This window comes from Rheinheimera baltica (assembly GCF_030731985.1).
Taxonomy (GTDB): Bacteria; Pseudomonadota; Gammaproteobacteria; order Enterobacterales; family Alteromonadaceae; genus Alishewanella; species Alishewanella baltica.
The window spans coordinates 233,539-259,597 of sequence record NZ_JAPJDY010000001.1 but is presented as its reverse complement, the minus strand read 5'-3'; the positions used below and the strand labels follow the sequence as shown (position 1 = coordinate 259,597).

General features: G+C 46.7%; 25 protein-coding genes. 16 read left to right on the top strand and 9 right to left on the bottom strand.

Annotated elements, in window-relative coordinates:
- Positions 1–1,053: a type IV pilus twitching motility protein PilT gene (locus ORJ00_RS01270; protein WP_305973171.1), complete on the bottom strand. Its 1,053-nt coding sequence runs from the start codon at positions 1,051–1,053 to the stop codon at positions 1–3.
- Positions 1,054–1,083: 30 nt separating this feature from the next.
- On the opposite strand from ORJ00_RS01270, the gene ORJ00_RS01265 reads away from it, so the two are divergent.
- From ORJ00_RS01265 to ORJ00_RS01230, 8 genes are all read left to right on the top strand, one after another.
- Positions 1,084–1,782 carry a YggS family pyridoxal phosphate-dependent enzyme gene (locus ORJ00_RS01265; protein ID WP_305973169.1) on the top strand — a complete coding sequence of 233 codons (699 nt, stop codon included), beginning with the start codon at positions 1,084–1,086 and terminating at the stop codon, positions 1,780–1,782.
- An 8-nt stretch (positions 1,783–1,790) separates the two neighbouring features.
- The gene (proC, locus tag ORJ00_RS01260; RefSeq protein ID WP_306136920.1) at positions 1,791–2,606 is read left to right on the top strand and encodes a pyrroline-5-carboxylate reductase; all 816 of its coding nucleotides are present in this window, start codon (positions 1,791–1,793) and stop codon (positions 2,604–2,606) included.
- A 27-nt stretch (positions 2,607–2,633) separates the two neighbouring features.
- Positions 2,634–3,173: a YggT family protein gene (locus tag ORJ00_RS01255; protein WP_027669618.1), complete on the top strand. Its 540-nt coding sequence runs from the start codon at positions 2,634–2,636 to the stop codon at positions 3,171–3,173.
- Positions 3,174–3,178: 5 nt separating this feature from the next.
- Entirely contained in the window at positions 3,179–3,463 is a 285-nt protein-coding gene (yggU, locus tag ORJ00_RS01250; protein WP_306138740.1) for a DUF167 family protein YggU, read from the top strand.
- 46 nt (positions 3,464–3,509) lie between these two features.
- Positions 3,510–3,932: a DUF4426 domain-containing protein gene (locus ORJ00_RS01245; RefSeq protein WP_027669620.1), complete on the top strand. Its 423-nt coding sequence runs from the start codon at positions 3,510–3,512 to the stop codon at positions 3,930–3,932.
- A gap of 9 nt (positions 3,933–3,941) precedes the next feature.
- Positions 3,942–4,541, top strand: coding sequence for an RdgB/HAM1 family non-canonical purine NTP pyrophosphatase (gene rdgB / locus ORJ00_RS01240; protein ID WP_027669621.1), 600 nt, complete (start codon positions 3,942–3,944; stop codon positions 4,539–4,541).
- A gap of 4 nt (positions 4,542–4,545) precedes the next feature.
- Positions 4,546–5,688, top strand: a complete 1,143-nt coding sequence (gene hemW, locus ORJ00_RS01235) for a radical SAM family heme chaperone HemW (RefSeq protein ID WP_306125231.1) — start codon at positions 4,546–4,548, stop codon at positions 5,686–5,688.
- 95 nt (positions 5,689–5,783) lie between these two features.
- Entirely contained in the window at positions 5,784–7,625 is a 1,842-nt protein-coding gene (locus tag ORJ00_RS01230) for a DUF885 domain-containing protein (protein WP_305973163.1), read from the top strand.
- 49 nt (positions 7,626–7,674) lie between these two features.
- Here ORJ00_RS01230 and ORJ00_RS01225 read toward each other — a convergent pair whose 3' ends face one another.
- The gene (locus ORJ00_RS01225; protein WP_027669624.1) at positions 7,675–8,211 is read right to left on the bottom strand and encodes a DUF924 family protein; all 537 of its coding nucleotides are present in this window, start codon (positions 8,209–8,211) and stop codon (positions 7,675–7,677) included.
- Between the two features lie 156 nt (positions 8,212–8,367).
- Between ORJ00_RS01225 and ORJ00_RS01220 the strand changes: the two genes are divergently transcribed.
- The 4 genes from ORJ00_RS01220 (at position 8,368) to ORJ00_RS01205 (ending at position 12,780) form a co-directional block, all read left to right on the top strand.
- A complete protein-coding gene (locus ORJ00_RS01220; protein ID WP_027669625.1) occupies positions 8,368–9,330 on the top strand; it encodes a magnesium transporter CorA family protein in 963 nt (320 codons plus the stop codon).
- A gap of 25 nt (positions 9,331–9,355) precedes the next feature.
- The gene (gene mgtE, locus ORJ00_RS01215; RefSeq protein ID WP_027669626.1) at positions 9,356–10,705 is read left to right on the top strand and encodes a magnesium transporter; all 1,350 of its coding nucleotides are present in this window, start codon (positions 9,356–9,358) and stop codon (positions 10,703–10,705) included.
- Positions 10,706–10,807: 102 nt separating this feature from the next.
- Positions 10,808–11,725, top strand: coding sequence for a 30S ribosomal protein S6--L-glutamate ligase (rimK, locus tag ORJ00_RS01210; protein WP_027669627.1), 918 nt, complete (start codon positions 10,808–10,810; stop codon positions 11,723–11,725).
- The gene (locus tag ORJ00_RS01205; protein WP_027669628.1) at positions 11,725–12,780 is read left to right on the top strand and encodes a succinylglutamate desuccinylase/aspartoacylase family protein; all 1,056 of its coding nucleotides are present in this window, start codon (positions 11,725–11,727) and stop codon (positions 12,778–12,780) included. The genes rimK and ORJ00_RS01205 overlap by 1 nt, the downstream gene beginning before the upstream one ends.
- Positions 12,781–12,808: 28 nt before the next feature.
- Here ORJ00_RS01205 and ORJ00_RS01200 read toward each other — a convergent pair whose 3' ends face one another.
- The 4 genes from ORJ00_RS01200 to ORJ00_RS01185 form a co-directional block, all read right to left on the bottom strand.
- The gene (locus tag ORJ00_RS01200; RefSeq protein ID WP_027669629.1) at positions 12,809–13,573 is read right to left on the bottom strand and encodes a DUF2884 family protein; all 765 of its coding nucleotides are present in this window, start codon (positions 13,571–13,573) and stop codon (positions 12,809–12,811) included.
- Positions 13,574–13,675: 102 nt separating this feature from the next.
- Positions 13,676–15,334, bottom strand: coding sequence for a flagellar assembly protein A (locus ORJ00_RS01195; protein ID WP_306138739.1), 1,659 nt, complete (start codon positions 15,332–15,334; stop codon positions 13,676–13,678).
- A gap of 105 nt (positions 15,335–15,439) precedes the next feature.
- Positions 15,440–15,775 (bottom strand): hypothetical protein, encoded by a 336-nt coding sequence (locus ORJ00_RS01190; protein ID WP_306125228.1) that lies wholly within the window; start codon positions 15,773–15,775, stop codon positions 15,440–15,442.
- Positions 15,776–15,834: 59 nt separating this feature from the next.
- Complete coding sequence (locus ORJ00_RS01185; protein ID WP_306138738.1) at positions 15,835–16,518, bottom strand: DUF2982 domain-containing protein; 684 nt, start codon at positions 16,516–16,518, stop codon at positions 15,835–15,837.
- 193 nt (positions 16,519–16,711) lie between these two features.
- Between ORJ00_RS01185 and ORJ00_RS01180 the strand changes: the two genes are divergently transcribed.
- Both ORJ00_RS01180 and ORJ00_RS01175 read left to right on the top strand, forming a co-directional pair.
- Positions 16,712–17,764, top strand: a complete 1,053-nt coding sequence (locus ORJ00_RS01180; RefSeq protein ID WP_027669633.1) for an efflux RND transporter periplasmic adaptor subunit — start codon at positions 16,712–16,714, stop codon at positions 17,762–17,764.
- A gap of 2 nt (positions 17,765–17,766) precedes the next feature.
- A complete protein-coding gene (locus ORJ00_RS01175) occupies positions 17,767–20,895 on the top strand; it encodes an efflux RND transporter permease subunit (protein WP_306138737.1) in 3,129 nt (1,042 codons plus the stop codon).
- Positions 20,896–21,082: 187 nt separating this feature from the next.
- Here the strand turns inward: ORJ00_RS01175 and ORJ00_RS01170 are convergent, their stop codons facing one another.
- Positions 21,083–21,790 (bottom strand): SDR family NAD(P)-dependent oxidoreductase, encoded by a 708-nt coding sequence (locus ORJ00_RS01170; protein WP_306138736.1) that lies wholly within the window; start codon positions 21,788–21,790, stop codon positions 21,083–21,085.
- The gene (locus tag ORJ00_RS01165; protein WP_306138735.1) at positions 21,783–22,766 is read right to left on the bottom strand and encodes an NAD(P)/FAD-dependent oxidoreductase; all 984 of its coding nucleotides are present in this window, start codon (positions 22,764–22,766) and stop codon (positions 21,783–21,785) included. The genes ORJ00_RS01170 and ORJ00_RS01165 overlap by 8 nt, the downstream gene beginning before the upstream one ends.
- Before the next feature lie 140 nt (positions 22,767–22,906).
- Between ORJ00_RS01165 and msrA the strand changes: the two genes are divergently transcribed.
- Together msrA and ORJ00_RS01155 are read left to right on the top strand one after the other, a co-directional pair.
- Positions 22,907–23,443: a peptide-methionine (S)-S-oxide reductase MsrA gene (msrA, locus tag ORJ00_RS01160; RefSeq protein WP_027669637.1), complete on the top strand. Its 537-nt coding sequence runs from the start codon at positions 22,907–22,909 to the stop codon at positions 23,441–23,443.
- Positions 23,440–24,234: a transporter substrate-binding domain-containing protein gene (locus ORJ00_RS01155; protein ID WP_306136457.1), complete on the top strand. Its 795-nt coding sequence runs from the start codon at positions 23,440–23,442 to the stop codon at positions 24,232–24,234. The genes msrA and ORJ00_RS01155 overlap by 4 nt, the downstream gene beginning before the upstream one ends.
- A gap of 33 nt (positions 24,235–24,267) precedes the next feature.
- On the opposite strand, the gene ORJ00_RS01150 is transcribed toward ORJ00_RS01155, so the two are convergent.
- On the bottom strand, positions 24,268–26,028 hold the full coding sequence (locus ORJ00_RS01150; RefSeq protein WP_306138734.1) for a TonB-dependent receptor domain-containing protein: 1,761 nt from the start codon (positions 26,026–26,028) through the stop codon (positions 24,268–24,270).
- Positions 26,029–26,059 lie beyond the last annotated feature (31 nt).

Genomic DNA, 26,059 nt, shown 5'->3' with positions numbered 1-26,059 from the left:
TTACATCCTGCCCATGGCGCCAAACGTATTCTTATCCTGCGCTTTGGTAGCCGCATCTTTTTGCGACACTAAACCGCGATTAACCAGATTGAGTAAACATTGATCCATGGTTTGCATACCATGAGCCGCCCCAGTTTGAATAACGGAATACATCTGTGCAATTTTGTCTTCACGAATAAGGTTACGAATGGCGGGCAATCCCACCATAATTTCGTGCGCGGCAATACGGCCACCACCCACTTTCTTCAACAGGGTTTGTGAAATAACGGCACGTAGTGATTCAGATAACATAGAACGCACCATGTCTTTTTCTTCACCCGGAAACACGTCAATAATACGGTCAATGGTCTTCGGCGCTGAGGTGGTGTGCAGTGTACCAAACACCAGGTGGCCCGTTTCGGCCGCGGTCATTGCCAAACGAATGGTTTCTAAATCCCGTAATTCACCTACCAGAATAACATCGGGATCTTCACGCAGTGCAGAGCGCAAGGCGTTACTAAAACTGTGTGTATCGCGGTGCACTTCGCGCTGATTTATCAGGCAAAGCTTATTGTTGTGCACAAATTCGATAGGATCTTCAATGGTTAAAATGTGATCGTGGCGCATGGTATTAATGTAATCAATCATTGCCGCCAGCGTGGTAGATTTACCCGAACCAGTAGGCCCGGTAACTAACACTAAACCGCGTGGGTTTTCAGAGATCGTTTTAAAAATATCCGGCGCACCCAAATCATCCAATGACAATACTTCACTGGGGATGGTACGAAATACTGCCGCTGCACCGCGATTTGTTACAAAGGCATTTACCCGGAAGCGGGCTAAATCAGGCACTTCGAACGAAAAATCCGATTCCAGGTTTTCTTCGTATTCTTTGCGCTGTTTGTCCGTCATAATCTCGTACACTAATGCATGTACATCTTTATGCGACAAGGGCGGAATGTTTAACTTACGCACATCGCCGTCTACCCGGATAAGGGGCGGCACACCTGCAGAAAGGTGTAAATCTGATGCTTTATGTTGCACACTAAAGGCTAATAATTCGGTAATATCCATGACAATTTCTACTCCACGTTGCCAGTTAATATGAATAACATAGCAGAACAACTCAGCCTCGCCTATCACAAGATTGACGAAAATTGTCAGTTGCTGTCACGTCAAACAGACACTGTACAATTGATCGCCGTTAGTAAAACAAAACCACTAGCTGATATTCGCTGTGCTTTTGCTGCAGGACATCGGCATTTTGCGGAAAATTATCCACAAGAACTGGCCGAAAAAGCGCGCGATGCCACAGACCTCGCTGGCCTTATTTGGCATTTTATCGGGCCTTTGCAATCGAATAAAACCAAATTGGTTGCTGAACATGCGCATTGGGTTCACAGCATTGACCGAATTAAAATTGCTCAGCGACTGTCAGAACAGCGCCCTGAGCAAATGCCCGCGTTAAATGTGCTAATACAAATTAATATTAGTGATGAAGGCAGTAAATCAGGTATTGCGCCAGCGACAATGCTGCAACTGGCTGAACAAATCGCCGCGCTACCCCAGTTGTGTTTAAAAGGCTTAATGGCCATTCCGGCGCCAGGTAAGCCAGAAATAGAGCAACAACAAGCATTTGCAGCTATGCAGGCGTTGTCCGCCAGCTTACAACAGCACTATCCTTCGGCGACTGAATTATCGATGGGTATGTCTGACGATTGGCCTTTGGCTCTGAGATATGGTGCAACTATGATACGATTAGGTACGGCTATTTTTGGCGCAAGGGATTATAAGAAGGAATGAACCAACAAATGAATGACAATACCGTCGCCTTTATTGGTGCTGGCAATATGGCCAGATGTGTTATCGCATCGATGATTAGCGCAGGCTACCCGGCAAGCAATATTATTGCAGCCAACAGAAGCCAGCCTAAACTTAGCGCTTTACATGCCGACTATGCGATTGAAACCACATTAGATAATGTTGAAGCGGCCAAAAAAGCCGATGTTATTGTATTGGCCGTTAAACCTCAGATGATGCAAGACGTATGTGAGGCCTTAATTTTAGCGGCACCGGAAATTAGCGAAAAACTCTTCGTTACCTTGGCGGCAGGTATTCCTGTTGTTCGCTACCAGCAATGGCTTGGTAAAGTTCGTTTTGTTAGAGCCATGCCAAATACCCCCTCATTAGTGTCTTTAGGGGTAACAGGGCTATTTCCAAGTGGCTGTTCCAACTACGAAAAAGCCTTTGTTGATCATGTTTTTGCAGGTACTGGCATGACAGTATGGCTAGAGCAAGAAAGCCAAATTGACCATATTATTGCCGTTACCGGCAGCTCACCCGCCTACTTTTTCTTTTTTATGCAGGCGATGCAGCAAGTGGCAGAAGAATTAGGCTTTGCGCCAGAGCAGGCGAAAAAGATGGTCGCACAAACAGCTCTGGGTGCTGCGACCATGGCGCTGCAAAGCGATCATAGTTTTGCCGAGCTACGCGCGCAGGTAACATCAAAAGGCGGCACAACCCATGAAGCGGTAACTACTTTTGCTGAGCAAGGGCTTGAAAAAATGGTTTCTGACGCCATGTATGCCGCTATTAAGCGCGCGCAAGAAATGGCAAAAAGTCTGTAGCATGTCGCGTTTTAACAGGAGAGCCCGATGCAAGCGTTGATATTTTTAATCAATACCGCTTTTAGTTTATATCTTATGGTTGTGCTATTGCGCATTTGGCTTCAATGGGCACGGGCTGATTTTTACAACCCACTTAGCCAATTTGTGGTTAAAGCCACCAATCCATTAATAATCCCGCTGCGTCGTATTTTACCAAGCATAGGTAAAATAGACACTGCATCGGTATTTTTAGCGCTGGTTTTGGTTATTGCGCAATCAATTTGCTTACGATACCTCGCTTTTGGCCAGGTATTCATCGTTAATTTAATGATTATGGCCATACCATTACTGATTCGTGAAGCGCTGACACTGTTTTTCTGGATCTTGATTATTCGCGCCATTATGAGCTGGTTTAGTCAGGGAAATAACCCCATAGAATATTTAATGCATCAGTTGACTGAGCCAGTATTACGCCCGGTACGACGCATTATTCCGCCGATAGCGGGATTAGATTTATCCGTTTTAATCGTCATTATTGCATTGAATGTATTAAACAAACTGACACAAGGCTGGATCCCGCCATTTTAAGCTGTGTGTTAACATCGGATGGCAACCTAAGGCTTATGCTATATGTTCAGCCCAAAGCCAGTCGAGATAACTGGGTAGGCTTACATGGCGATGAAATCAAAGTCGCCATTACCGCCCCGCCGGTTGACGGTAAAGCTAATAGCCACTTACAAAAGTATTTAGCCATGTGTTTTAACGTGGCTAAAAGTGATGTTGAAATTGAAAAAGGCCAGTTGGGTAGACATAAGACGGTATTGATCCGCACTCCGCAGCAGTTACCTGAATTAATAAAAAACCTGCTGGCGAACTAAAACACTATACTTAGTAGTCAACATCCACCACAGCACGGAGCTCATTATGAAAATATTTATCACAGTCTGTTTACTCGTACTTAGCCTGAGTTTTAACGCCGACGCTGAGCAGAAAAAACAACTGGGCAACTGGGATGTACACTATATTGCTTTTCCTGCACCGCTTCTTACGCCAGAAATTGCCCAGCAATACAAACTGCAACGCAGTAAATATAACGGCGTCATCAATATTTCAGTGTTGGATACCGAATCTAAACAGGCACAACAGGTTACTATTTCTGGTATTGCCAAAGATTTACAAGGCCGTCAGCGCACTTTGGAGTTTACTGAAGTTACCGAAGGCTCGGCAGTCTATTATCTGGCCCAGCTGCCATTTCGCCATGAGCAACGTTTCACTTTCACTATTTCTATTAGCAATAGCAGCGAAACGCAGCAACTGATGTTTGATCAAACCTTTTACGTAGATTAATAACGCTTTATGACACAAAAAATTGTACTTGCTACCGGTAATAAAGGTAAGGTCGCTGAACTGTCTCAGTTATTAGCACCTTTGCAGTTAACGATAGTGCCGCAAACAGAACTGGGCGTAACCGATGCCGATGAAACTGGCTTAACCTTTATTGAAAATGCCATTATCAAAGCGCGCCATGCCGCATTGACGACCGGCCTGCCCGCTATTGCCGACGACTCCGGCCTGGCAGTAGATGCACTCGCAGGCGCACCTGGGATTTATTCGGCGCGTTATGCCGGCGAAGCGGCCAGTGATAACGATAATATTGTTAAACTGCTTAGTGCGCTTGAAAAAGTACCCGATGCACAGCGCGGTGCACAATTTCACTGCGTACTCGTCTATATGCGCCATGCTGAAGACCCCACGCCATTGGTATGTCATGGGGTATGGCGTGGCTATATTACCCGTGCACCGGCTGGAAGCGCGGGTTTTGGCTACGACCCGGTGTTTTTTTTACCAGATGAAGGTTGCACCAGTGCACAACTGCCTGCTGAACGTAAACAACAACTAAGCCACCGCGCCATAGCGTTAAGCCAATTGTTACCCTTGCTCAAACTAAAAGGATAACGCAGTGGCCTTGCAGTTACCGCCACTGGCGCTCTACATTCATATTCCGTGGTGTATTCAGAAATGTCCTTACTGCGACTTTAACTCGCATGCGGTAAAACAAGGCATTCCAGAGCAGGAATATATTGCCCATTTGTTGGCAGACTTAGATCAAGATCTTGCCCTTGTTGCCGGGCGTAGCCTTAGCAGTATTTTTATTGGTGGTGGCACACCAAGTGTATTTAGTGCCAACGGTATTAGCCAAATACTTCAGGGTGTAAAGCAACGCTTAACCTGCGATGCCAATATGGAAGTTACGATGGAAGCCAACCCCGGCACGGTTGAGGCGGAGCGCTTTGCCGGTTACGTCAGCGCGGGGGTAACGCGGTTTTCTATTGGTGTACAGAGCTTTCAAACGGCTCAACTTAAAGCCTTAGGCCGGATCCATGATAGCAAAGAGGCCATTTTTGCGGCTCAATTGGCAAAAAAATTACCATTACAAAGCTTTAATCTGGATTTAATGCACGGTTTGCCACAACAAGATATCAGTGGTGCCCTGGCTGACTTACAACAGGCAATCGATCTGGCTCCACCGCACTTGTCCTGGTATCAACTGACCATTGAGCCTAACACCGCGTTTGCTTCCCGCCCGCCCGTGTTACCACCAGATGATACACTGTGGGATATTCAGCAGCAGGGCCTTGCACTGTTACAACAGCATGGTTATCAGCAATACGAAATTTCAGCTTATGCCAAAGCCGGACAGCAATGTCAGCACAACCTAAACTACTGGCGCTACGGTGATTATTTAGGTATTGGCTGTGGTGCACACGGTAAAATTACCCTGCCCTCACGTAATGCTATCTTACGCACGGTAAAAATTAAGCATCCCAAAGGCTATATGGATATCAGTCGCGGTTATTTAGATAGCCGGGAACCAGTAGACTGTGATGACAGACCCTTTGAGTTCTTTATGAACCGCTTTCGGTTGCTGGAACCCTGCCCAAAAGCAGACTTTATCGCTTACACCGGCTTGCCACTTAGCGCCATAGAACAAGCGATAACAGAAGCAGAACATAAAGGCCTGCTTAGCGTAAGTGACAGCCACTGGCAAATTACTGACAAAGGTGCACGTTACTTAAATGACTTACTGACCCTGTTTATCTAGGTTGATTAACCATTCGCTGCGACAGCTGACCTTTTCATATTGAAGCAGTGACGTAGAATAAAATCATTACAATAAAGATAAAAAAGGGAATATCCATGAAGTCACTCTCCGTGCGTCAGTTAGCTTTACCGCTAGCCATTAGTGCTGCACTGCTTGCTGGTTGCGGCCCACAACAAACCGCCACCCCAACCCAAACAGCGGTTGCAGTTCAGCAACAAAGCGAGTCAGACAAAGCCAATGCGCTGTTCGAACAAATTTTTATGGCTGGCGTTAAACGTAATCCGGTGCAACAAACCCGGCTGGGCATAAAAGATGATTACGACAAGTGGCAGGATTTATCTGACGCTCACTTTGAAGCCGGGCTTGAGCTAACACGCCAACATTTGGTTATGTTAGAAGCAATAGACGTTACCAAGCTGGATGACAATACCCGCGTCAGTTACTTACTGATGCAGCGCAACCTGCAGCAAGACCTTGACGAGGCGAAATGGCGCTTGTACAGCTACCCGGTTAACCAAATGTTTGGTACGCACTCACAGGTGCCTTCATTGCTTATTAACCAGCATACAATCAGCAACGAGAGTGATGCCAAAGCCTATATTGCCCGTTTAAACGCGGTACCTACTTTGTTTAGCCAGTTACAGCATCAATTACAGCAACGCGCAGAAGCCGGCATTATTGCGCCGAAATTTGTATTTCCACATGTTATTTCTGCCAGCGAAAATGTGATTAAAGGCGCGCCCTTTGAAGAGGGCGAAGACAGCACCTTGCTAGCTGATTTCACAAAAAAAGTTGCCGCGCTGTCACTTGATGACGCGAGTCAAAAATTACTGATCGACGAGGCTAAAGTGGCTCTGCTGACCAGTATTAAGCCGGCCTACAGCGCGCTGATTAAATATTTACAAGGCCTTGAGCAACAAGCCAGTAGCATAGATGGCGTATGGCGATTTAAAGACGGCGCGGCGTTTTATAATGCCAAATTAAAAGACACCACTACCACCGAATTAACCGCAGAGCAAATTCATCAAATTGGCTTAGACGATGTTGCCCGCATACATGATGAAATGCGCGCTATTATGCAAAAAACCGGCTTCGACGGTGACTTGCATGCCTTTTTTACCTTTATGCAAACCGACCCGCAGTTTTATTACCCAGAAACAGAGGAAGGCAAAGCTGAATATCTGACGCAGGCCACCGCGGTTATCGACCATATGCGCACCCAGTTAGACACGTTATTTTTGGTAAAACCCAAAGCCCCGATGATTGTTAAAGCCGTGGAGCCGTTTAGAGAAAAAACTGCCGGCAAGGCATTTTATCAGTCACCTTCAATGGATGGCTCACGCCCAGGCATATACTACGCTAACCTGTATCGTATGAGTGACATGCCAAAGTATGAACTGGAAGCCTTGGCTTATCATGAGGGGATCCCTGGCCATCATATGCAATTGGCTATCGCTCAAGAGCTGGAAGATATGCCCAAATTCCGCCGCTTTGGTGGCTATACCGCCTATATTGAAGGCTGGGGGTTATATACCGAGCTGTTACCAAAAGAAATTGGCCTGTATCAAGACCCGTACTCTGACTTCGGCCGTTTGGCAATGGAACTTTGGCGGGCCTGTCGCTTAGTGGTAGACACCGGCATTCATGCTAAAAAGTGGAGTCGTGAAGACGCTATTCAATATTTACTGGATAACACCCCCAATACCGCAACCGCTATTGAAAAAGCCATCGAGCGTTATATTGTTATGCCATCACAGGCTACCGCCTACAAAATTGGCATGATTAAACTGATTGAGCTGCGCGAAAAAGCCAAAACTACGTTAGGTGATAAATTTGATATCCGCGCCTTTCACGATGTGGTTTTGAAAAACGGCGCTGTGCCATTGGATGTGCTGGAGCAGTTAGTAGACGAGTATATTGCTGCAACACAAGCATAATTGCTTTGCAGGGTAATAAGAAGCCGGTGTTATCACCGGCTTCTTTGCATTAAAAACCTGAACCCGGTTGCTGTAAAAACGCTAACTCTTCAGCGGTTGAACTACGCCCTAAAATACTATTGCGGTGCGGATAACGGCCAAAGCGGTCGATAATAGCTTTATGCTTAAGTTCAAATTGGTAGTTATTCTCTGGCGCATAGTTTTTAAATAATACCTCAGCTTGCTGATGAATAGCGCGCGATTCACTATGCATATAAGGCATCAACAAAAAATTGCGCTCATCCGTATTTAGCCCAAGCAGTGCATGAGCCGCCACTGCCTCTTGCGCCAATACCAATGCCATTGCATCCTGAGCAAACGCAGCGGGCGAATCGCGATGAATGTTACGTGAGAACTGGTCTAACACAATTATCTCTGCTAACCGTCCCTGAGGACTACTACGCCATAGGTATAACTCACCGGCTGCAGCCTGTTCTAACACCGAGGAAAAACGCTGGGTAATTAACGTATCAAAAGCGGCATCCTTCACCCACCACTGTTTGGGTTCAATATCGCTAAACCAGAAAGTTAATATGTCTTTAAACATGTCAGTCCTTTTATAGGTTTATAGCATTACATCACACTCTAGCTTATAAGCTGTTGCGTTACCTTGCAATTTTAGTGCGATGTAGCACCTGATATTTGCCCCTTGCGCGCATTTATAGGTATGCTGTGGACTATAGGCCTTTGCCAGAGAAACAATATGATTTCATTAAACTATTATGAGCCAGAAACCCAGCAATGGCAGCCAATAACATTTAATCAGTTGCCCACCCAGTTACCGGCTGACGCGCGTTTATGGATAAACCTGAATGACGCCAGCAGTGATGAGCAACAGACGATACTGCAGCATTTTGCTATTGCACCTACTTTAGCAGAAGACTTTGGCCGCCAACGCCACCCACCAAAACTGGAAGCAGAAACTCATTTTACGCTGCTTATTTTGCGGGGATATGCCGACGTCGATTTTAGCGAGTATAGCGGCAGTGCGCAGGTAAATTTATTGTACTCTAAGCAGGTATTAATCAGCCGGATTTACTGTCATAACGCCAGTTTACTTAGCCAACTTAAACCGCAAATTAAGACAACACAAAGCGCTGATATTGCCGAGTGGATTAAACATCTAATTTTAACAGTGTCTGCAAGTTATCTGGAAAAACTGATTAACTTTGAAGAAGAACAAAGTGAACTTGAAGATGGTATGCTACAACGAGGCACAGATGAACAGATGGCGCGAATTATGCGCTACCGCTCAGTACTAAGAAAAATTAACCGTAATCTGGCCTATCAAAAAGATATTTTTGCTGACGCTTTTTATGAAGAGCAGAATCCGCTGTTGCGGCATTTTAGCGCCACAGATGTACGCGACTTCTATGAAAAATTTGAACGCCTGCACAGCATGACAGATTTATACTACGATCAACTCAGTGACTTGGTAGAGGGTTATATTTCTACTACTTCACATCAAATTAATGAACGTATGAAAGTATTGACCATTGTCAGCACCATTTTTATACCGCTGACCTTTATAGCCGGCATTTACGGCATGAACTTTGTGTACATGCCTGAACTACAAATAGCCAATGCCTATTTTATTGTGTTAATTTTGATGGCGTTAGGCGGCATTGCCGGTTTGATTTGGTTTAAAATACGCGGCTGGTGGTAATACCACCCGGGCTAGGGAGTAGTAGATGGCTGATAACCAACCGCTGGATATTGAAGAAATTGTTCGCGACAGCTTTGATGAGAACGAAGCGGAACAACTGACGGATAAATTAAGCCAGTTAGAACCGGAGGAAATTGCTATTGCTTTAGAAGCAATGCCGGTTGAACAGCGGGTGAGCACCTGGCTGAGCTTACATCCTGATGACCAGATTGCTGCCTTAACCTATATGCGGGTTGATGCCCGTGATAACATTTTTAAACAATTAGACGAACAACAACTGCGCTCTTTAGTTGAGGGCATGGAAGTTGATGATCTGATTGAATTGCTAGACGAACTTCCACAGAGAATATACGACTACGCCTGCTCACGCCTTGACGAAAGTCAGCGCCGTTGGCTGGACACCGCCTTAGGATATGATGAAGATCAGTGCGGCCGTTACGCTGATCACGATATGCTCATTATCAACAAAAACGCCAAGGTGCGGGACGCCATTCGTTTATTCCGTCAGTTGGCAGAAGACGCTGAATATCACGATGCTTTATTTGTCGTCGATCGCACAGGCCGCTACGTTGGCTTAGTGCATGCGACCCAATTGTTAGGCCTTGGCAGCCACTTACCGGTTGAAACGGTGATAGATAAAGAAGCACCGCTGGTAGAGGGGGAGATGGATTTGGATCAAGGCTCAGATATTGTCTCACGCTCGGGCTACACCGCCTTAGCGGTAATAGACTCAAACGGCAAGCTACTGGGACGTCTGTCGATTGGTGAAGCTTTGGAAAACGTGCGCAGAAGCCTTGAAAGCCAGTTTATGCATACAGCAGGTTTGGACGAAGAAGAAGATTTGTTTGCACCGATTTTTAACAGTGCAAAACGCCGGGCACTTTGGTTGGGGATTAACCTGTTAACCGCATTTCTTGCCGCCTGGACCATTGGCTTATTTGAAGCGACCTTACAACAAGTCGTCGCTCTGGCCGTATTAATGCCAATTGTCGCCAGTATGGGCGGTATAGCAGGCAGCCAAACACTTACGTTAATGATCCGGGGCCTGGCGCTGGAACAAATCACCCCCAAAACGTACATGACATTACTGCGAAAAGAATTGGGTGTTGGGGCCATTAATGGCCTGTTATGGGCGCTGGTTATTGCCGCCATTACCTATTTTTGGTTTGGTGATTTAATTATTGGCGGCGTAATTGGTTTAGCCATCGTCATTAATATTGTCGCCGCAGCTATATCAGGGGTGATGATCCCGATTTGGCTGGAGAAAATGGATATTGATCCTGCCCTCTCCGGTTCAGTTATTCTTACCACAGTGACAGACGTCGTTGGCTTTTTTGCCTTTCTCGGTTTAGGCTCTCTATTCTTAATGGCCTGAAAAAGCAACGCAATTATTTCATGCTGGTAGCAGTATTCTTGCTGCTACCAGCGCCAGACAATTTTACAATAGCAAATAGACTTATCGCTTATCGGAGAGCGCATGAAAATTGCGATTTTATCGCGCAATGCAGAGCTGTATTCCACCAAACGCTTGGTTGAAGCAGCAACAAACCGTGGCCATCAGGTTCAGGTGGTCGACCCCCTAACCTGCTACATCAATGTGAATCAAATCAAATCATCAATTCACCATAAAGGTGAAGCGCTGGAAGGCTTTGATGCGGTTATCCCACGTATTGGTGCCTCTATCACCTTTTATGGTACCGCGGTGCTGCGCCAATTTGAAATGATGGGTGTTTATACCCTTAACGAGTCTGTGGCGATTAGCCGTGCACGGGACAAACTGCGCAGCCTGCAGCTGCTAGCGCGCCAGGGTATTGGCTTACCCGTAACGGGTTTTGCAGATAAGCCAGGCGATATTCCCGATCTTATTGAGATGGTGGGCGGTGCGCCGCTGGTGATAAAATTACTGGAAGGCACCCAGGGCATTGGGGTTGTGCTGGCGGAAACCCGTACTGCAGCAGAGAGTGTGATTGAAGCCTTTATGGGTTTAAACGCCAACATACTGGTACAAGAATATATCCGCGAAGCTAACGGCGCCGATATCCGTTGTTTTGTAGTCGGTAATAAAGTGATTGCGGCGATGAAACGGCAGGCTAAAGCAGGTGAATTCCGGTCAAACCTGCACCGGGGAGGTACTGCATCAACTGTGCGCCTGAGTAAAGATGAACGCAGCACGGCCATTCGCGCCGCGAAAACCATGGGGTTAAATGTTGCCGGCGTAGACTTACTGCGCTCAAATCATGGGCCAGTGGTGATGGAAGTTAACAGTTCACCCGGGCTTGAAGGTATTGAAGCGGCAACAGATAAGAATATTGCTGATTTGACCATTGCGTTTTTGGAGCAAAAAGTGGCTGCCCATAAAACCAAACGTAAACTTAATACCAAAGGAACTGGCTAATGCAGACCGGCAACCGAGCCCCGTTTATATTGGGTAACAGCAGCATTCCACCCGGCAGCCGCGCGGTTGTTGATATTCCCTTTGGCAAGTTGTATACCCATACCGAACTGAATATTGGTGCTCATGTTGTGCATGGTCAAAAAGCTGGCCCTATTTTACTGGTTACGGCTGCACTTCATGGCGATGAAATTAACGGCGTGGAGATATGCCGCCGCCTGCTAAAACTTCCCCGCCTGAGCCAGTTAAAAGGCACATTGGTTGTAGTGCCTATTGTGAATACTTACGGCTTTGTACAACAGTCCCGCTATCTGCCAGACCGGCGTGATTTAAACCGATGTTTCCCAGGCAGTGAAAAAGGCTCACTGGGTAGCCGAATGGCTTGTCAGTTTACTGAGCAATTTTTGCGCAAATGCACCCATGCCATAGATTTGCACACCGGTGCGATTCACCGCGCTAATCTGCCCCAGGTGCGTGCCAGCGCTAAGGATAAAATAGCACTGCGCATGGCAGAAATGTTCAATGCCCCCATTATCATTAAAGCGGCCAGCCGGGACGGTACAATGCGCGGCACGGCAAACAACCTCGGTATTCCAATATTACTTTATGAAGCCGGAGAAGCGCTGCGCTTTGACGAGCAGGCTATAAATGTTGGCGTACGCGGAATACTCAATGTAATGACGGATTTGGGCATGTTAAGAGCTGGCCGGAAACGCCCAAACACGAAATCGTTATTCTCGAAAAAAAGTAGCTGGGTAAGAGCCGAACACGATGGCATAGCACGCTATTATGTTAGCCTGGGCCAAACAGTGAAGCCCGGTGACGTTCTGGCACATATCTACTCACCCTACTCCGATTTTGAAGTTGCGGTACATGCCAGCTTTGCAGGTATTGTTATTGGCAGAAACAACTTACCATTGGTAAACGAAGGCGAAGCTTTGTTTCATGTAGCCGAAGTCAGCTCGCTAGATGAAGCCGAAAAAACGCTCGACGCCATTAACGATGAAGTGGACAATGCCATGCCGCCGGTATTGGGCGAGGAATATGGCGTAGTGTAATGCTACGCCTGCTTACACAAAATAGGTATTAGTCTTTTTCTGCAACAACATCGTAAGGCTTTAACGCGGGTAAACGTTGCTGCAGCTGCTGTTCTATTTCATCCAGCTCTTGCATACGCTGACAAAACAAAGCGGATTTCTCTTCAAGCTCTACCGCTTTGGCATCCAGGCCCAAATTTATTTTATCGACTAAGTGACCAACAGATTGCCACTCCTGGTTATCGCTGCGTTCAAAGTTACTATCAGAATGGCGTAACGCATCTCGCAATGCGCCCCAAACTGCCCCTACTGTGCGCCGTGCTAAGTTATCTAGTTGTGGTTTAAGTTCGGCATGCAAAAAATAATCAAGCTCTTTCAAACTTTGAGGCGCCAAATAAAAGTGTTCATTTGTACGCACAAAACGTGACATCCACTGAAATGTCGTTTCTCGCACCAACTCTCGCCATTCAGCCTGCTGCGATTTACTACCAATACCTGTAAACATGGCTTCAATGCTAGACAAACCCAGTTCAACACCATCAACAGCAATACTGACTATCTCTGGCACAAACTTGCGTAAACCATGGCTATACTGCTGCAATAACAGGGACTCTTCGGCAGATAAGTTAATCCATTCGCCTCGGATAAACAGTTGTGTGTCACCACTTATTTGCACATGGGTGCGGTTATTTTGCAGTATACGGATGTGTTCTGGCGCAATAAGCACACCATGGGTAAACGCCATATTGCATTCAGCAGCCCATACCGATGGCGTAGCAAACACCATGGCAAGCAGATAAATATAGGATTTCATACCACAGGCTCCAACACCAACACGTCGCTAGAGCTTACGACACTATCCAAACGAAAGCTTTAGCGTATGCCGCACAAACATTGGCAATTGTCGAAAACAACATCATAAAAACGGTTCTATTGCAGGGCTGTTGTCAACAAGCATTATTTTTGATGGGCCATACTCACGGCGACTGCGAATATGATCAGTGCCAAAATGCACAACTACTGCAGAAAATAACTGCTGACGCACCACGATCAACGTCTGGTCTAACTTTTCCCGGCGCTGCGACTCTAACTGCTTGATATCCTCAATCAGGGCCATCGCCACATTCCGGTTATCCTCAAACGCCTGCTGTAACTCCTGCTTGCGAAGTTCAATCTGGGCGTTACCTTCAATTTTCTTTAATTTCTCCAGTTGCTCACGAATGTCCTGCATATCTTTTTTTGCTGCACTCACACTGGCACGCAATACCTCTTGCTTTTCTGCAATCGGATCTATCATGCGATTAAGCTCGATCAGAATATTACTACTTGATGGCGCGCCAAGGTTTCCGGTATAAATACCGTAATCCAGATAAAAATAACCCCCAATAACTTTGCCGTTGGGATTATCTTCTGGCCCCGCATACACTTTTGCTGCCGCTACGGCACAATGCATAAGTTGCTTGTTAACGTATATGTTGCCGTCGCAACTAAGTCTGGCATACTGGGCGATGTTGCATTGAATATCACCCTTAGCCTTTAATTCAGTGCTATATTCACTGTCTTTTTCAGCACTGGGGATTTGGTGACCGATAATCGAGCCACCAACGTTGATATCACCACCGGCCTCAATCAACGTGCCTTCAACAAAGCCCTTTATAAACACGTTACCACCAGCAATAACCTTCATACCTTCGGTAACATCACCGTTAATGACAACTGAGCCTTTAAAGATAATATGCCCGGTTGACAGATCCACATTTTTTACCGTAAAAACTTCATCAACGGTAGCACCATTATCAACAACACGTGGCAAACCATCACGCGCAGCAATCAGCAATTCATTGTCAGCAGCTGATAGCTCGCTACCTTCAGCCATTTGCCATTCAATAACTTGCCCTGGATTAGCGGGGATAAGACTGCCATCGACCAGCATGCCATCAACCCCCGCTGTTGGCGGGTGGCGACGCATCAAGTTGTCCCCCGCACGTACTGCTGGAATCACACCAAAGTCACGTAAATCAGCTTTGTCTTCAGTTTGCACCAGCGGCTTATTGCGCCGGCTTTGCATTTCGGGAATTAATGGTTCAAAACGTGAGTTTTGTCCATGCACAACGGCACGCCCCCGCGCAACGAGTAGTTTAACTTTGCTGCCGGAGTCAGCTTTACTGGCGTGGGTGACAAGTTTAATAATGTGGTCTTTACTGAAACCAAATACTATGCTGGCTTCTTGTGCTGCCTTAACCAAAGCATTGGCAGACATTGGTGCGCCGCCCCAGGCTGCTGTAATGATTGCTGCCGCTGACATTTTATCTTCAGTGATGTCAAAACTAAGCTCGGCATCTCGCTTTTCGGCTACACGATAAGAAAGTAATGCGCCTTCGGGCTGAAGTTTTTCTTTGATTTTTTGCTGGATTTGCTGATATTCCACCAGCAGATTAGTAATTTGTTCTTGAATAACCAGGCATCGACCATAGCCTGCCGCTTGTAGCTGAGTATTCACGTCCTGCGCACTTAGCGGCGCAAGCGTTACTGGCACCGTTATTTTTATACTATTATTGTGCTCGGTAAATTGCATATTATTCACACTTTTGGTTACTACGTTAAAGCAACCCTACTGAAACAAATAACCTGGCTAAAGGCAAGCCCTGAAAAGTGTAACAGGGCTATTTATCCGGAAAATTTAAATATAATTTTCCTGATGGATGCGAATAAACAGATCTGTTCCTGTTTTACTGTAATCCACTTTATATTCTTTATTATTGATAGCTTGGATAAACAACAGCGTCTTAGCTTCACCAAACACGTCTGAGCTGGAGATATCAACTACCTCCATGTAACGTTCTTTTGCTTCTGCACGGTTCGTAGGCACCGCTTCGGTAAACAGCTTTACACCATGGCGCGTTACGACGATATTAGGGTCGTTATCGTCATTGACCACTACAAGATCCATTTTTTTATTTTTATGGATCAAAGTATTACGACCACTTACCAAAAATGCTTTTTCGTAATTATTCATCAACTGCCCTGCGTAACATGTAATATTGCCATTATTATGATACAGACCGCACAGAGTGTCTAGGTTGCTGTATTCTGAGTTAATTGTAGTCTGGTTTGATTAATTTGCCGACACAACTGTTGTGCTTCTGTTTCATTAAAACTAACGGGAATAAAAACGTCAAACCCTGTCGCATTAGAAAGACGTTGCATGCGATGAGCAAATGCGGCTTTTATGCCATTATATTGCATATGCTTGGTGCTAAAGTTTGCTACTTCAGCCAGCATTTCACTGGCGCATTGTCCACCCGCACAACCCTGTCGCACAGCCTCAATATATAACGCCCGTTGCTCCGTCATAATACGAACTGCTAATCTCAGTGGCAAATGCTGTAAAAAACCATCATAGTCTGTAACGTTAAATCCAATAAAACCAAGAGATTGTTGATTAAATTGCGGTATACCACTGTATAAAAAACAGTCCCAGGGCAACAGCCAGCTTCCACGCCGGTGTTGGTAGCGCACACCGTCAGAGTCAAACTGCAAAAAGTATTCTGGTTCGGATAATTTAGCCCATCCAGCAAACATACCTAAGCCAGCTCCAACAAACACCAAACCTTGCCACGGCTGCAACTGCTCTACCAAAATCAAACTTAATATAAATAGCAACATAACCACAGAGCTGCCCAACATTAAGCTAGCGCCACCACGACTTGCAGCACCTTGAACCCTTATTGGCGCAAATCCAACCGTGCTATCAGGCATATTATTTCCCCAGTGAAATCTGTATTTAGGCTGGTTATTCACCATTAAGGTTCTATATTGTGCCTAATTGATCTGCAGTTCAAGTGTGCTTACGCGACCAACGCCGGAGTGACTGCGATAATAGGAAATCTAAATCGCTGTTTCTTCCATACAATAACGCAGGGTTTTATATCGTCGTTTATTTGGGGTTACTGTGGCAAAATTGCATTCAAAATTAATTTGGCTAATTCTGATCATCTTGCTGGTGTTTGTTGCCTATTTGTACTGGGTGCCAAGCCAAAAAGTTGATGGACGTCGTGGCGGCGCAGCCGTAGCAGTAAGTACTGCAAAAGTGGAAACCAAAGCCATGATCCGCAGTATCAGCTCGCTAGGTACTGGCATTGCAAACAACTCCATTACCTTAACGTCGCCTACCAGTGACTTTATTACCGAGCTTAATATACGTGAAGGCAAATTAGTTAAACGCGACGAAGTTATTGCCCGCTTGCACGATGTGGAAGAGCGCGCTCGGGTTACTGAGCTACAAGGTATACTGGTAGACCAAAAGCGTCAGTTAGACCGTCTGAAAAACTTAGCAACCACTCAAGCTACCGCGCAGCAAATGCTGGATGAACAACAAACCAAGGTTAATACGACATTAGCCCAACTGGATATTGCCACCGCACAGTTAGCAGAAATGACAATTACAGCGCCCTTTGATGGCTACCTGGGGTTACGACAGGTTAGCCAGGGTGCTTATATCAACACTGGTACGGCCATTACCACCCTTGATGATTTAGCTGTTTTGCGAGTTGCTTTTAGTGTGGCTGAACATTATTTGGCCGAGATTAAAGTGGGTATGCCATTAACAGTAACTAATGCAGCCTATGGTGATGTGCGTTTTGCTGGCACCGTCAGTGCAATAGATACCCGACTAGACCCATTAACTCGCACCGTTACCGTGCACGGCACTTTGCCCAATGATGATTTACGCTTGCGCCCTGGCATGCTACTAAACGTAAATCTGGTGTTGGAACAACATGTAGCGAAACAAATCTCTGAAAAAGCACTGGTCCCTCAGCAGCAAAAACAATTTGTGTATAAAGTAAGTGCTGACAATACCGTCCAGCAAGTTGAAGTAACTATTGGTCAACGCATACCTGGTTGGGTCGAAATAATAGGCGGCTTGGAAGAAGGCGATGAAGTGGTGGTTGAAGGCATTCAGAAACTGCGCTCTGGCGTTACTATTAATCGTGTCGGGGGCTGATTATGTGGCTATCTGACACCTCTGTTAAACGCCCGGTTTTTGCCACTGTTGTAAACTTACTGCTGGTAGTATTTGGCATCGTTTGCTTTACGATGTTGCCCCTAAGGGAATACCCGGACATTGATACCCCTATTGTCAGTATCAGCACGAATTATCCGGGTGCATCAGCTGAAATAGTCGAATCAAAAATTACCCAGCTTCTGGAAGATCGTATAAGTGGTGTAGAGGGTATCAAAAATATCAACTCCACCAGCCGCAATGGCCGTTCTAACATTACCATTGAATTTAATGTTGAACGAGATATTGATTCTGCTGCTAACGACGTACGCGATCGTGTTTCACGTGCGCTGAATAACTTACCCGATCAAGCAGATCCACCAGAAGTGTCAAAAGCAAGTGATGACGAAGACACCATTGCCTGGTTTGTGCTTAACAGTGAAAACATGTCGTCACTGGAGCTTACCGACTATGCAGACCGATATATTGTTGAACGCTTTTCTGTGGTCGATGGTGTAGCCCGCTTACAGCTGGGTGGCGCACGTGATTATGCCATGCGTATTTGGCTAAACCGCGATGCCATGGCATCGCGTGGTGTTACGGTACAGGATATAGAAAGCGTATTGCGGGCAGAAAACGTAGAGTTACCTGCCGGTAATATTAAATCTACCGATCGTGATTTCACCGTTCGCGTGGTGCGAGCCTATAAAACGCAACAAGATTTTCGCCGTCTGGTGATAAAGCGCGGCAATAACAACTATCTGGTGCGCTTAGGTGAAGTTGCTGAGGTGCTACTAACGGCTGAAAATGAAGAAAGTGAATTCCGCGGTGACGGCAAAAACTTACTTGGTATTGGTATTATTAAGCAATCAAAAGCCAATACCCTTGAGGTGGTGCGTGCTGCCCGCGCAGAGATGGAACGCATAAAAGAAACGCTGCCTCAAGGCACAACCATTGAACCCGGTTACGATTCATCACTCTTTATCGCTGAGTCCATCAAAGAGGTATACAACACCCTAGGCATTGCTATGGTGTTGGTTATCATCGTTATTTTCTTATTTTTGGGTAATATTCGCGCCACCTTTATTCCGGCCGTTACGGTGCCGGTTGCTCTGGTTGCCGCCGTTACCGTGTTATTTGCACTGGATTTCTCCGTCAACTTACTCACTTTGCTGGCGATGGTTTTAGCCATTGGTCTGGTCGTAGATGATTCCATTGTTGTGCTGGAAAATATATACCGCCGCATTGAACTGGGCGAGCATCCAATGGTAGCCTCTTATCGTGGTGCTCGTGAAGTCGGCTTTGCTGTAGTGGCCACAACGCTGGTATTAATATCGGTATTTGTGCCATTAGTCTTTATGCAAGGCCAGTTGGGAAAACTCTTCACCGAATTTGCGCTGGCCATTGCCGCCGCCGTCGCATTTTCCAGTGTCACGGCACTGACGTTATCTCCCATGCTGTGCAGCAAATTACTCACCCATCAAAAACGCGAGAGTAAGCTTGGCCTTTGGCTACATGCGGCTTTTCATAAATTGGAAAACGCATACCGTCGTCAATTAGAAGTCGTCTGCGCCACCCGCTGGCCGGTGATGATCGTTGTGGCGTTGTGCTTTGTTGCCAGCTACCTGCTCGTTAAGATGCTACCAAGTGAACTGGCACCAAGCGAAGACCGGGGTACATTTTTTGTGATGATGAGCCCGGCAGAAGGTGCCAGCTATGCAAGCAACAGCCGCAATATGCGCCTGATTGAAGATGTGTTGATGCCTTACTATCAACAAGGTGAGTTTAACCGGCTGTTAGTCCGGGTACCGGGTTGGGGTAACAGTGGTGGTGTTGCGATTGTTGGTACTGAAAACTGGCATAATGGTAAGCGCCGCACCAGTGAATTAATGGGTGAAGTTGGCAAAAAATTAAATGAAATCCCTGATGTACGCGCATTTACGTTTATGCGCAGTGGCTTAGGTGGTGGTGGTGGTGGTGGTGGCCGACCCATTCAGTTTGTGTTGCAGGGCAATACTTATGAAGAACTGGCGCGCTGGCGAGACATTGTGCTGGAAAAAGCCGCTGAAAACCCAAATATTTTAATGCTAGATCACGATTATAAAGAGACAGTGCCACAGGTACTTGTTGAGATTGACACTGAACGTGCAGGTGATTTAGGTATATCCGTTGGTGCCATAGGGCGCTCTCTTGAAGCAATGCTTGGTGGGCGGCGAGTAACTACCTTCCTTGATCGGGGTAAAGAATACGATGTTATCATTGAAGGTAAGGATGACGATTTTACCGCACCGGGTAGCATTACAAACGTGTATATCCGCTCTGAAACGTCGGGCCAGCTGATACCATTAGACAACCTGGTAACATTGCGTGAGGAAGCGACTTCATCAAGCCTAAACCGCTACAACCGCATGCGCAGTATTACGCTTACCGCCAGCATGGCGCCAGGCTACAGCCTCGGCGAAGCGCTGGAATACTTAGAACATATTGTGCATACCGAAATACAAGACACTGTAGGCATTGATTACAAAGGCGAATCATTGCTGTATCAGGAAAGTGGTAGCTCAACACTGATGGTATTTGTGCTGGCGTTACTCATCACTTACCTGGTGTTGGCGGCTCAGTTTGAGAGTTTTATCCATCCGCTGGTTATTTTAATTACCGTACCACTTGGCTTGGTCGGCGCCCTATCCGGCTTATATTTTAGCGGTATGACGCTGAATATTTATAGCCAGATAGGCCTGGTGATGCTGATAGGCCTTGTCGCTAAAAACGGTATTCTTATTGTCGAGTTTGCTAACCAGTTACGTGATTCGGGTGTGGCCTTTACCACGGCGATACAGCAAGCGGCTACGCAACGTTTACGGCCTATTGTGATGACCGCGTTTACAACAGCAATGAGCAGTATTCCGCTTATTTTGGCCAGTGGGCCAGGTTCGGAAAGCCGTATGGTAATTGGTATGGTGATATTTTCTGGCGTGGCGCTGGCAACATTAATGACGATATATGTAGTACCAGTAACTTATATGGTTTTCGCGCGCAACACCGGTTCGCCCAAACGCCTGGAGCAAAAATTACATAAATTGGAAAACGAAGCCCCAGACGAGCACGCTGCCGATGAAATACATCCAAGCTAACGCAATAAAACCATAGGTAATGCTAAACAGTTAAGGTTGAAGATACCATCGGTTTGCCCACACTAACACGCCGTAACCCCTCCCTGGGGGCTCGTTTCAGCCCATCCAGGGTTTCAACCGTTAGTTTAGGGCAAACCGATTGTGCTTAACTATTCAGCCTTAACATAGCCACATTTTATATCCAACGTTAAAACGGTAAGGCTTTGGCATCCCAATTTAATAGCTTACCGCTTTGTTCAGGCTGCACAGCGGCTACAACCTGCGCCAGGCGCTCTGCGGTATTGTCTGCACTTTGTAGTTGCCCCGGCGGTAAATTCGTTTGAAATGGTTCAGACATTGCGGTGTTTGTTGTGCCAGGATGCACACTTACCACTACCGCACCCGGGTTTAGCCGGCGCACTTCAATACTGATGTTTTTCACCAACATATTCAACGCAGCCTTACTCATACGATAACTGTACCAGCCACCAAGCGCATTATCAGTGATACTCCCCACCTTAGCGCTAAGTACCACAACCTTTATGCTTGCCGTTTTGGTGATATAGCTAAATAATAATTGCAGGTATTGTGCAGGTACCGCGACATTAGCGTGCAATCGTTGCATAAGTATTGCCGTATCTAACTGTCGAATGGTTTTTTCTGGCATAGCCGCGGCGTCATGTAGTACACCATTGCAAATAAATATGACCTCAGGTCGCTGTTCTAGTGCCAGCTGCACACACTGTGCGCTGTGTGCTGGGCTTTGTAAGGTGTCTTCAAACCAATGCCAGCTGTTTTGAGTTGGTGCTTTTTGCCTGCTGATCACAGTAACTACTGATGCGGCGGCCGCGTAATGCTGTGCCAGCGCAGAACCAATACCGCCACTGCCACCAATAACTAATACCGATTTAGTCATAACTTAATGCCCTTGCCAATTGATAACCACTTAACCATGCGTTTTCAACCCGACCACCATTGAGCCAATCACCACACAACCCCAGTGATAAATCTGTACGATAAATATGACTATGCACCGGATAATCTGGCGCTTGCTGCGCATAGCGCCAGCGGTGACACAAGGTTTGCACAACACTGATGTCATCGCCCAGCATCCGCTGCAACTCAGCGACGGCCACTTTACTAATTTGTGCTGCGTCAGCTTCCAGGTGCAATTGTGAAAAAGCAGCTGAAAAATGCACAAGCCAGTGCTCCCCGGGGGCTCGACCGGTTTTGCTGCTTTGCCGGGCTAACCAGCTAATGGCATTGTCACCTTTGACAAAAATGCCATCAAAGGGCACCGATGTTGCCGCATCAAGTTCAATATTCACCGACCAGCACGGTAGCAAAGCTTCGGCGTTAAACAGCGCCTGCAGTTGTGGTTGCTGTAGTAGGTGCTCAGCTAGCAACATGGCCGCCTGCTGCTGTGGCAAGGCAATTACCAACTGGCTAAAATGGCCAAGATGCTGCTCATCGCTATAAAGCTGCCAATGTGTACCATCATATTTAATCGTGTCTACGCGGCATGGGCTGTTCAGCTTAACCTGCTGCAACAATTGCTGTACCGGCTTCTGCATAGATGGTAAGCCAATATATCTTGTTGTCTGATCGGGTGAAGCGCACAATGTGCCGTTTTCATAAATAGCTAATCGACCCTGCCAGGGCGTAACAACACCCAGGGTCAGCCAATTTTCGCACTGGCGCTTAAATGCTGCAGCGCGTGCCGTAAAATATTGCGCACCTAAGTCAAGATAGCCGTCAGGCGTTCGTTTACTGCTCATACGGCCCCCGGCGCTGCGGCCTTTGTCAAATACCACAACATCAAGGCCCTGCTTCACTAGCTCACTAGCACAAGCCGCGCCGGCAATGCCCGCGCCTATCACAGCTATAGTCAAAGTACTTCCCTTGCTTTATCAGTAAACGTTATAGTACGACTCGGTATTTATTCACGATCAGCCACTAAGCCAATTGCCCGTATCATTCGTACTAGATGCCAAATTACTGTACTGTAAAACATCATCATCAGGAGAAACACGTGGCCAGTCAAACTGCAACCTTCGGCGCAGGCTGTTTTTGGTGTTTAGAAGCCGCCATGAACCAGCTTAACGGCGTGACACAGGCGCTAAGTGGCTATATGGGCGGCGCAGAAAAAGATGCCAATTATAACAGAGTATGCGCTGGCGATACCGGGCATGCTGAAGTGGTACAGGTGGAATTTGATGACGAGGTTATCGACTTTGAACAACTTTGTCTGATTTTTTTTAGCTTGCACGACCCAACGCAACTTAACCGTCAAGGCAATGATGTCGGTACACAGTACCGTTCGGTAATTTTTTATCACACTGAGCAACAACACAACCTGGCATTACGCTTGATATCTGAGCTTGCAGCGCAGCAGGTATTTAATGGCGACATTGTCACTGAAGTGAGCCCGGTAAGCCGTTTTTTTATCGCTGAAGCCTATCATCAACAGTATTTTATCCAGCACCCGGAACAAGGCTACTGCCAGTTTATTGTGGCGCCAAAAATGGCAAAGTTTCGGCAACGTTATCAGGCGTTTTTAAAACCATGAAAGTGTTTATCGCGATGTTTATTCTGTTGCTAAACATCATCTATCCTGCGATTGCGGAGGATATAGTTGAACTGCAGTTTTGTTATGAAGATAAGCAACTATTACCTTACTACACGGGTGCTGGCTCACAGGTTGCAAACCCGCCTGGTGTAACGATTGAACATTTACAGAACAGTGTAAAGCAGCTACCTCAGGTAAAGCTGACGCTGCAACGCAAACCCTGGCTTCGCTGCTTACAATTATTGCAACAAAATAAGGTTGATGCGCTTGTGGCAACCTATGACGAATCACGCCGCAACTTTGCGGTTTTTCCGCTCGATGCGCAGAGCCAGCCCAACGCCAATCTAGCGCTAAGTCAACATGCGACGTGTCTGGTGCAACAACCAGGCAAAAACGTATTAGAACGCGCCACTGAAGGTATCGTTATCGCCCGACCGCTGGGTTATGTGATGCCTCAGTACCCTGAAGGGGTGACAACGGTACAAGTGCAATCTCAGCAACAAGCTTTTGAGCTGGTAAAGCAAGGACGGGTGGATGCCACAACCACCTTGTGTGAAGTGAATCAGCTGCCGTTACCTGATAATTATGTGTATGGCTTGCAAGTAAACTATCCACCACTTTACAGCACCACCGGTTATCTGGTGTTTAGCAAAGGCTTTTACCAACAGCATACTGAGCTTGCGGCAAGTTTATGGCAAACCTTACAGCATACCCGTGATGCCAACCGTTATTACCAGTATTTGCTACTAAACGACAACGATATTACCCTACCGACAGAGCGTGAAAACTAATCCACGCTATTGTCAGTAAGGGTTTTGCAGCCATTAACCCGGACTGTAACGCAGGCTAATGCCAACGTTTGCGCCAGCGGTAGTATAACCAGCACTTGTTTGATAATTTTTATCAAACAGGTTTTCCAGTTTCGCCCTCAGTGTTAAGGCGGGCGTTAGCTGATAATCCGCGCCAATACCCCATAGCGTAAAACCACCCAGGTTGGCGACACTCGCATACATGCCCTGATACGTCGAACTCTGGTAATCTGCTGTGATAAAGGCCGACCACTTATCTTCGACAATGCTACCGCGCCAATTCAGTGTATTTTTTGGCCGACGTTCCAACTTTAAGCCGCTACTTTGGTTTTCAGTATCAAGCCAGGTGTAGGCCAAATTACTGCTAAACTGCTGCCACTGCTGCTGCACACTAAACTCTACGCCTGAAATTGTTGCCAATAGCACGTTCTCAGCACGTTCTACCCCTTGGATCAAATTAGTGACATCCCGGTCAAACCAGGCAAGCTGTGCACTAAAGTCTTGTTCAACAAAGCGTAGAGCAATCTCATCTGATACTGACTCTTGCGGTTTTAGTGCAGGATTAGCATAACCCGGATAATACAGCTCGTTAAACGATGGCGTTTTAAATGCTGTACCCCGGCTGGCACGCAGTAGCCACTGCTCTGTCAGCTGATACCCTGCTGCCAGTTGCCAGGTGTTTTGGCCGCCGTATTGATTAATCAAATCACGGCGCAGCGCGGCTTCGAGTTTTAGCGCATTGAGCTGATAATGTAGACCGGTAAACAAGGCGCGGTTTATACGGCTGGTTTTTTCGTAAGGCGTGGACGAACGATCGACCTTCTCCTGATACCAGTTCACCCCCGCCAGCAACGTCAAGCTGGTGCTTAGGCTGGTCTCTGCCTGATAATTGAACTCATCGCGCGCAGTGATAAAAGGGCTGCGCGAGTCGGGGCCATAGCTAGCTTCGCTGTCAAGATTTCGGCTAAGTTGTGCCTGGTGCTGCCAACGCCCAAGTTGCTGTTGCCAACCCAGCAAGTAAGCACGGTTTAGTGTATCAGCGACATCTTCGTTGCCGTAGCTGGTATCAAATTCATAATAACCAGAATTGACATCGGCTTGTGCCGTCCATAGACCAAGTTCAGTCTGGTAATCTGCGGCTACTTTAATAAATTTTTGCTTGTAACCATCGCTATCGCTATCAAGTTCGTCACGCACATTAAAGCCATCGGCGCGGCTTACACCAGCACTGGCTCGCAACGTAAGTTGTTCGAAGCGCTGGCTAACGCTGAGATCAGTGCCGGCTTGGCCGTAACTGCCAATATTGACATTAAGCTCGACTGCATTACTACGCCGGGTCGTTATGGCAATAACACCGGCAAGCGCATCAGAGCCATACCATGCTGCACGAGGGCCACGGACTACTTCAATACGCTCAATCAACTCCAACGGTAGCATGGCAAGCGATTTATAGCCCAAGGTGGCAGAACCACTGCGCACACCATCAATCAGCACTAACGTATGGCCAACATTGCCACCGCGAATATACACTCCGCTCGTCTGGCCGCGGCCGCCGTCTCGCGATAGATTAATGCCTGGCAACTGTGCCAACAAGGCGGGTAAATCTGATGCCTGGCGCGCGACGATATCGTCATGCTCAAGTACGGTTACACTCGCCAACACATCTTGCTGTGCAGTGGCAGTGCGGTTGGCATAAATACTAATATGTTCGATATCGTCAGCATAAACTGAACAACAGGATGCGACCAACACGGCCGCCAAAGCAGGTTTAAACATCTAAGCTCCGAAAACATGCCCACCGCATGTT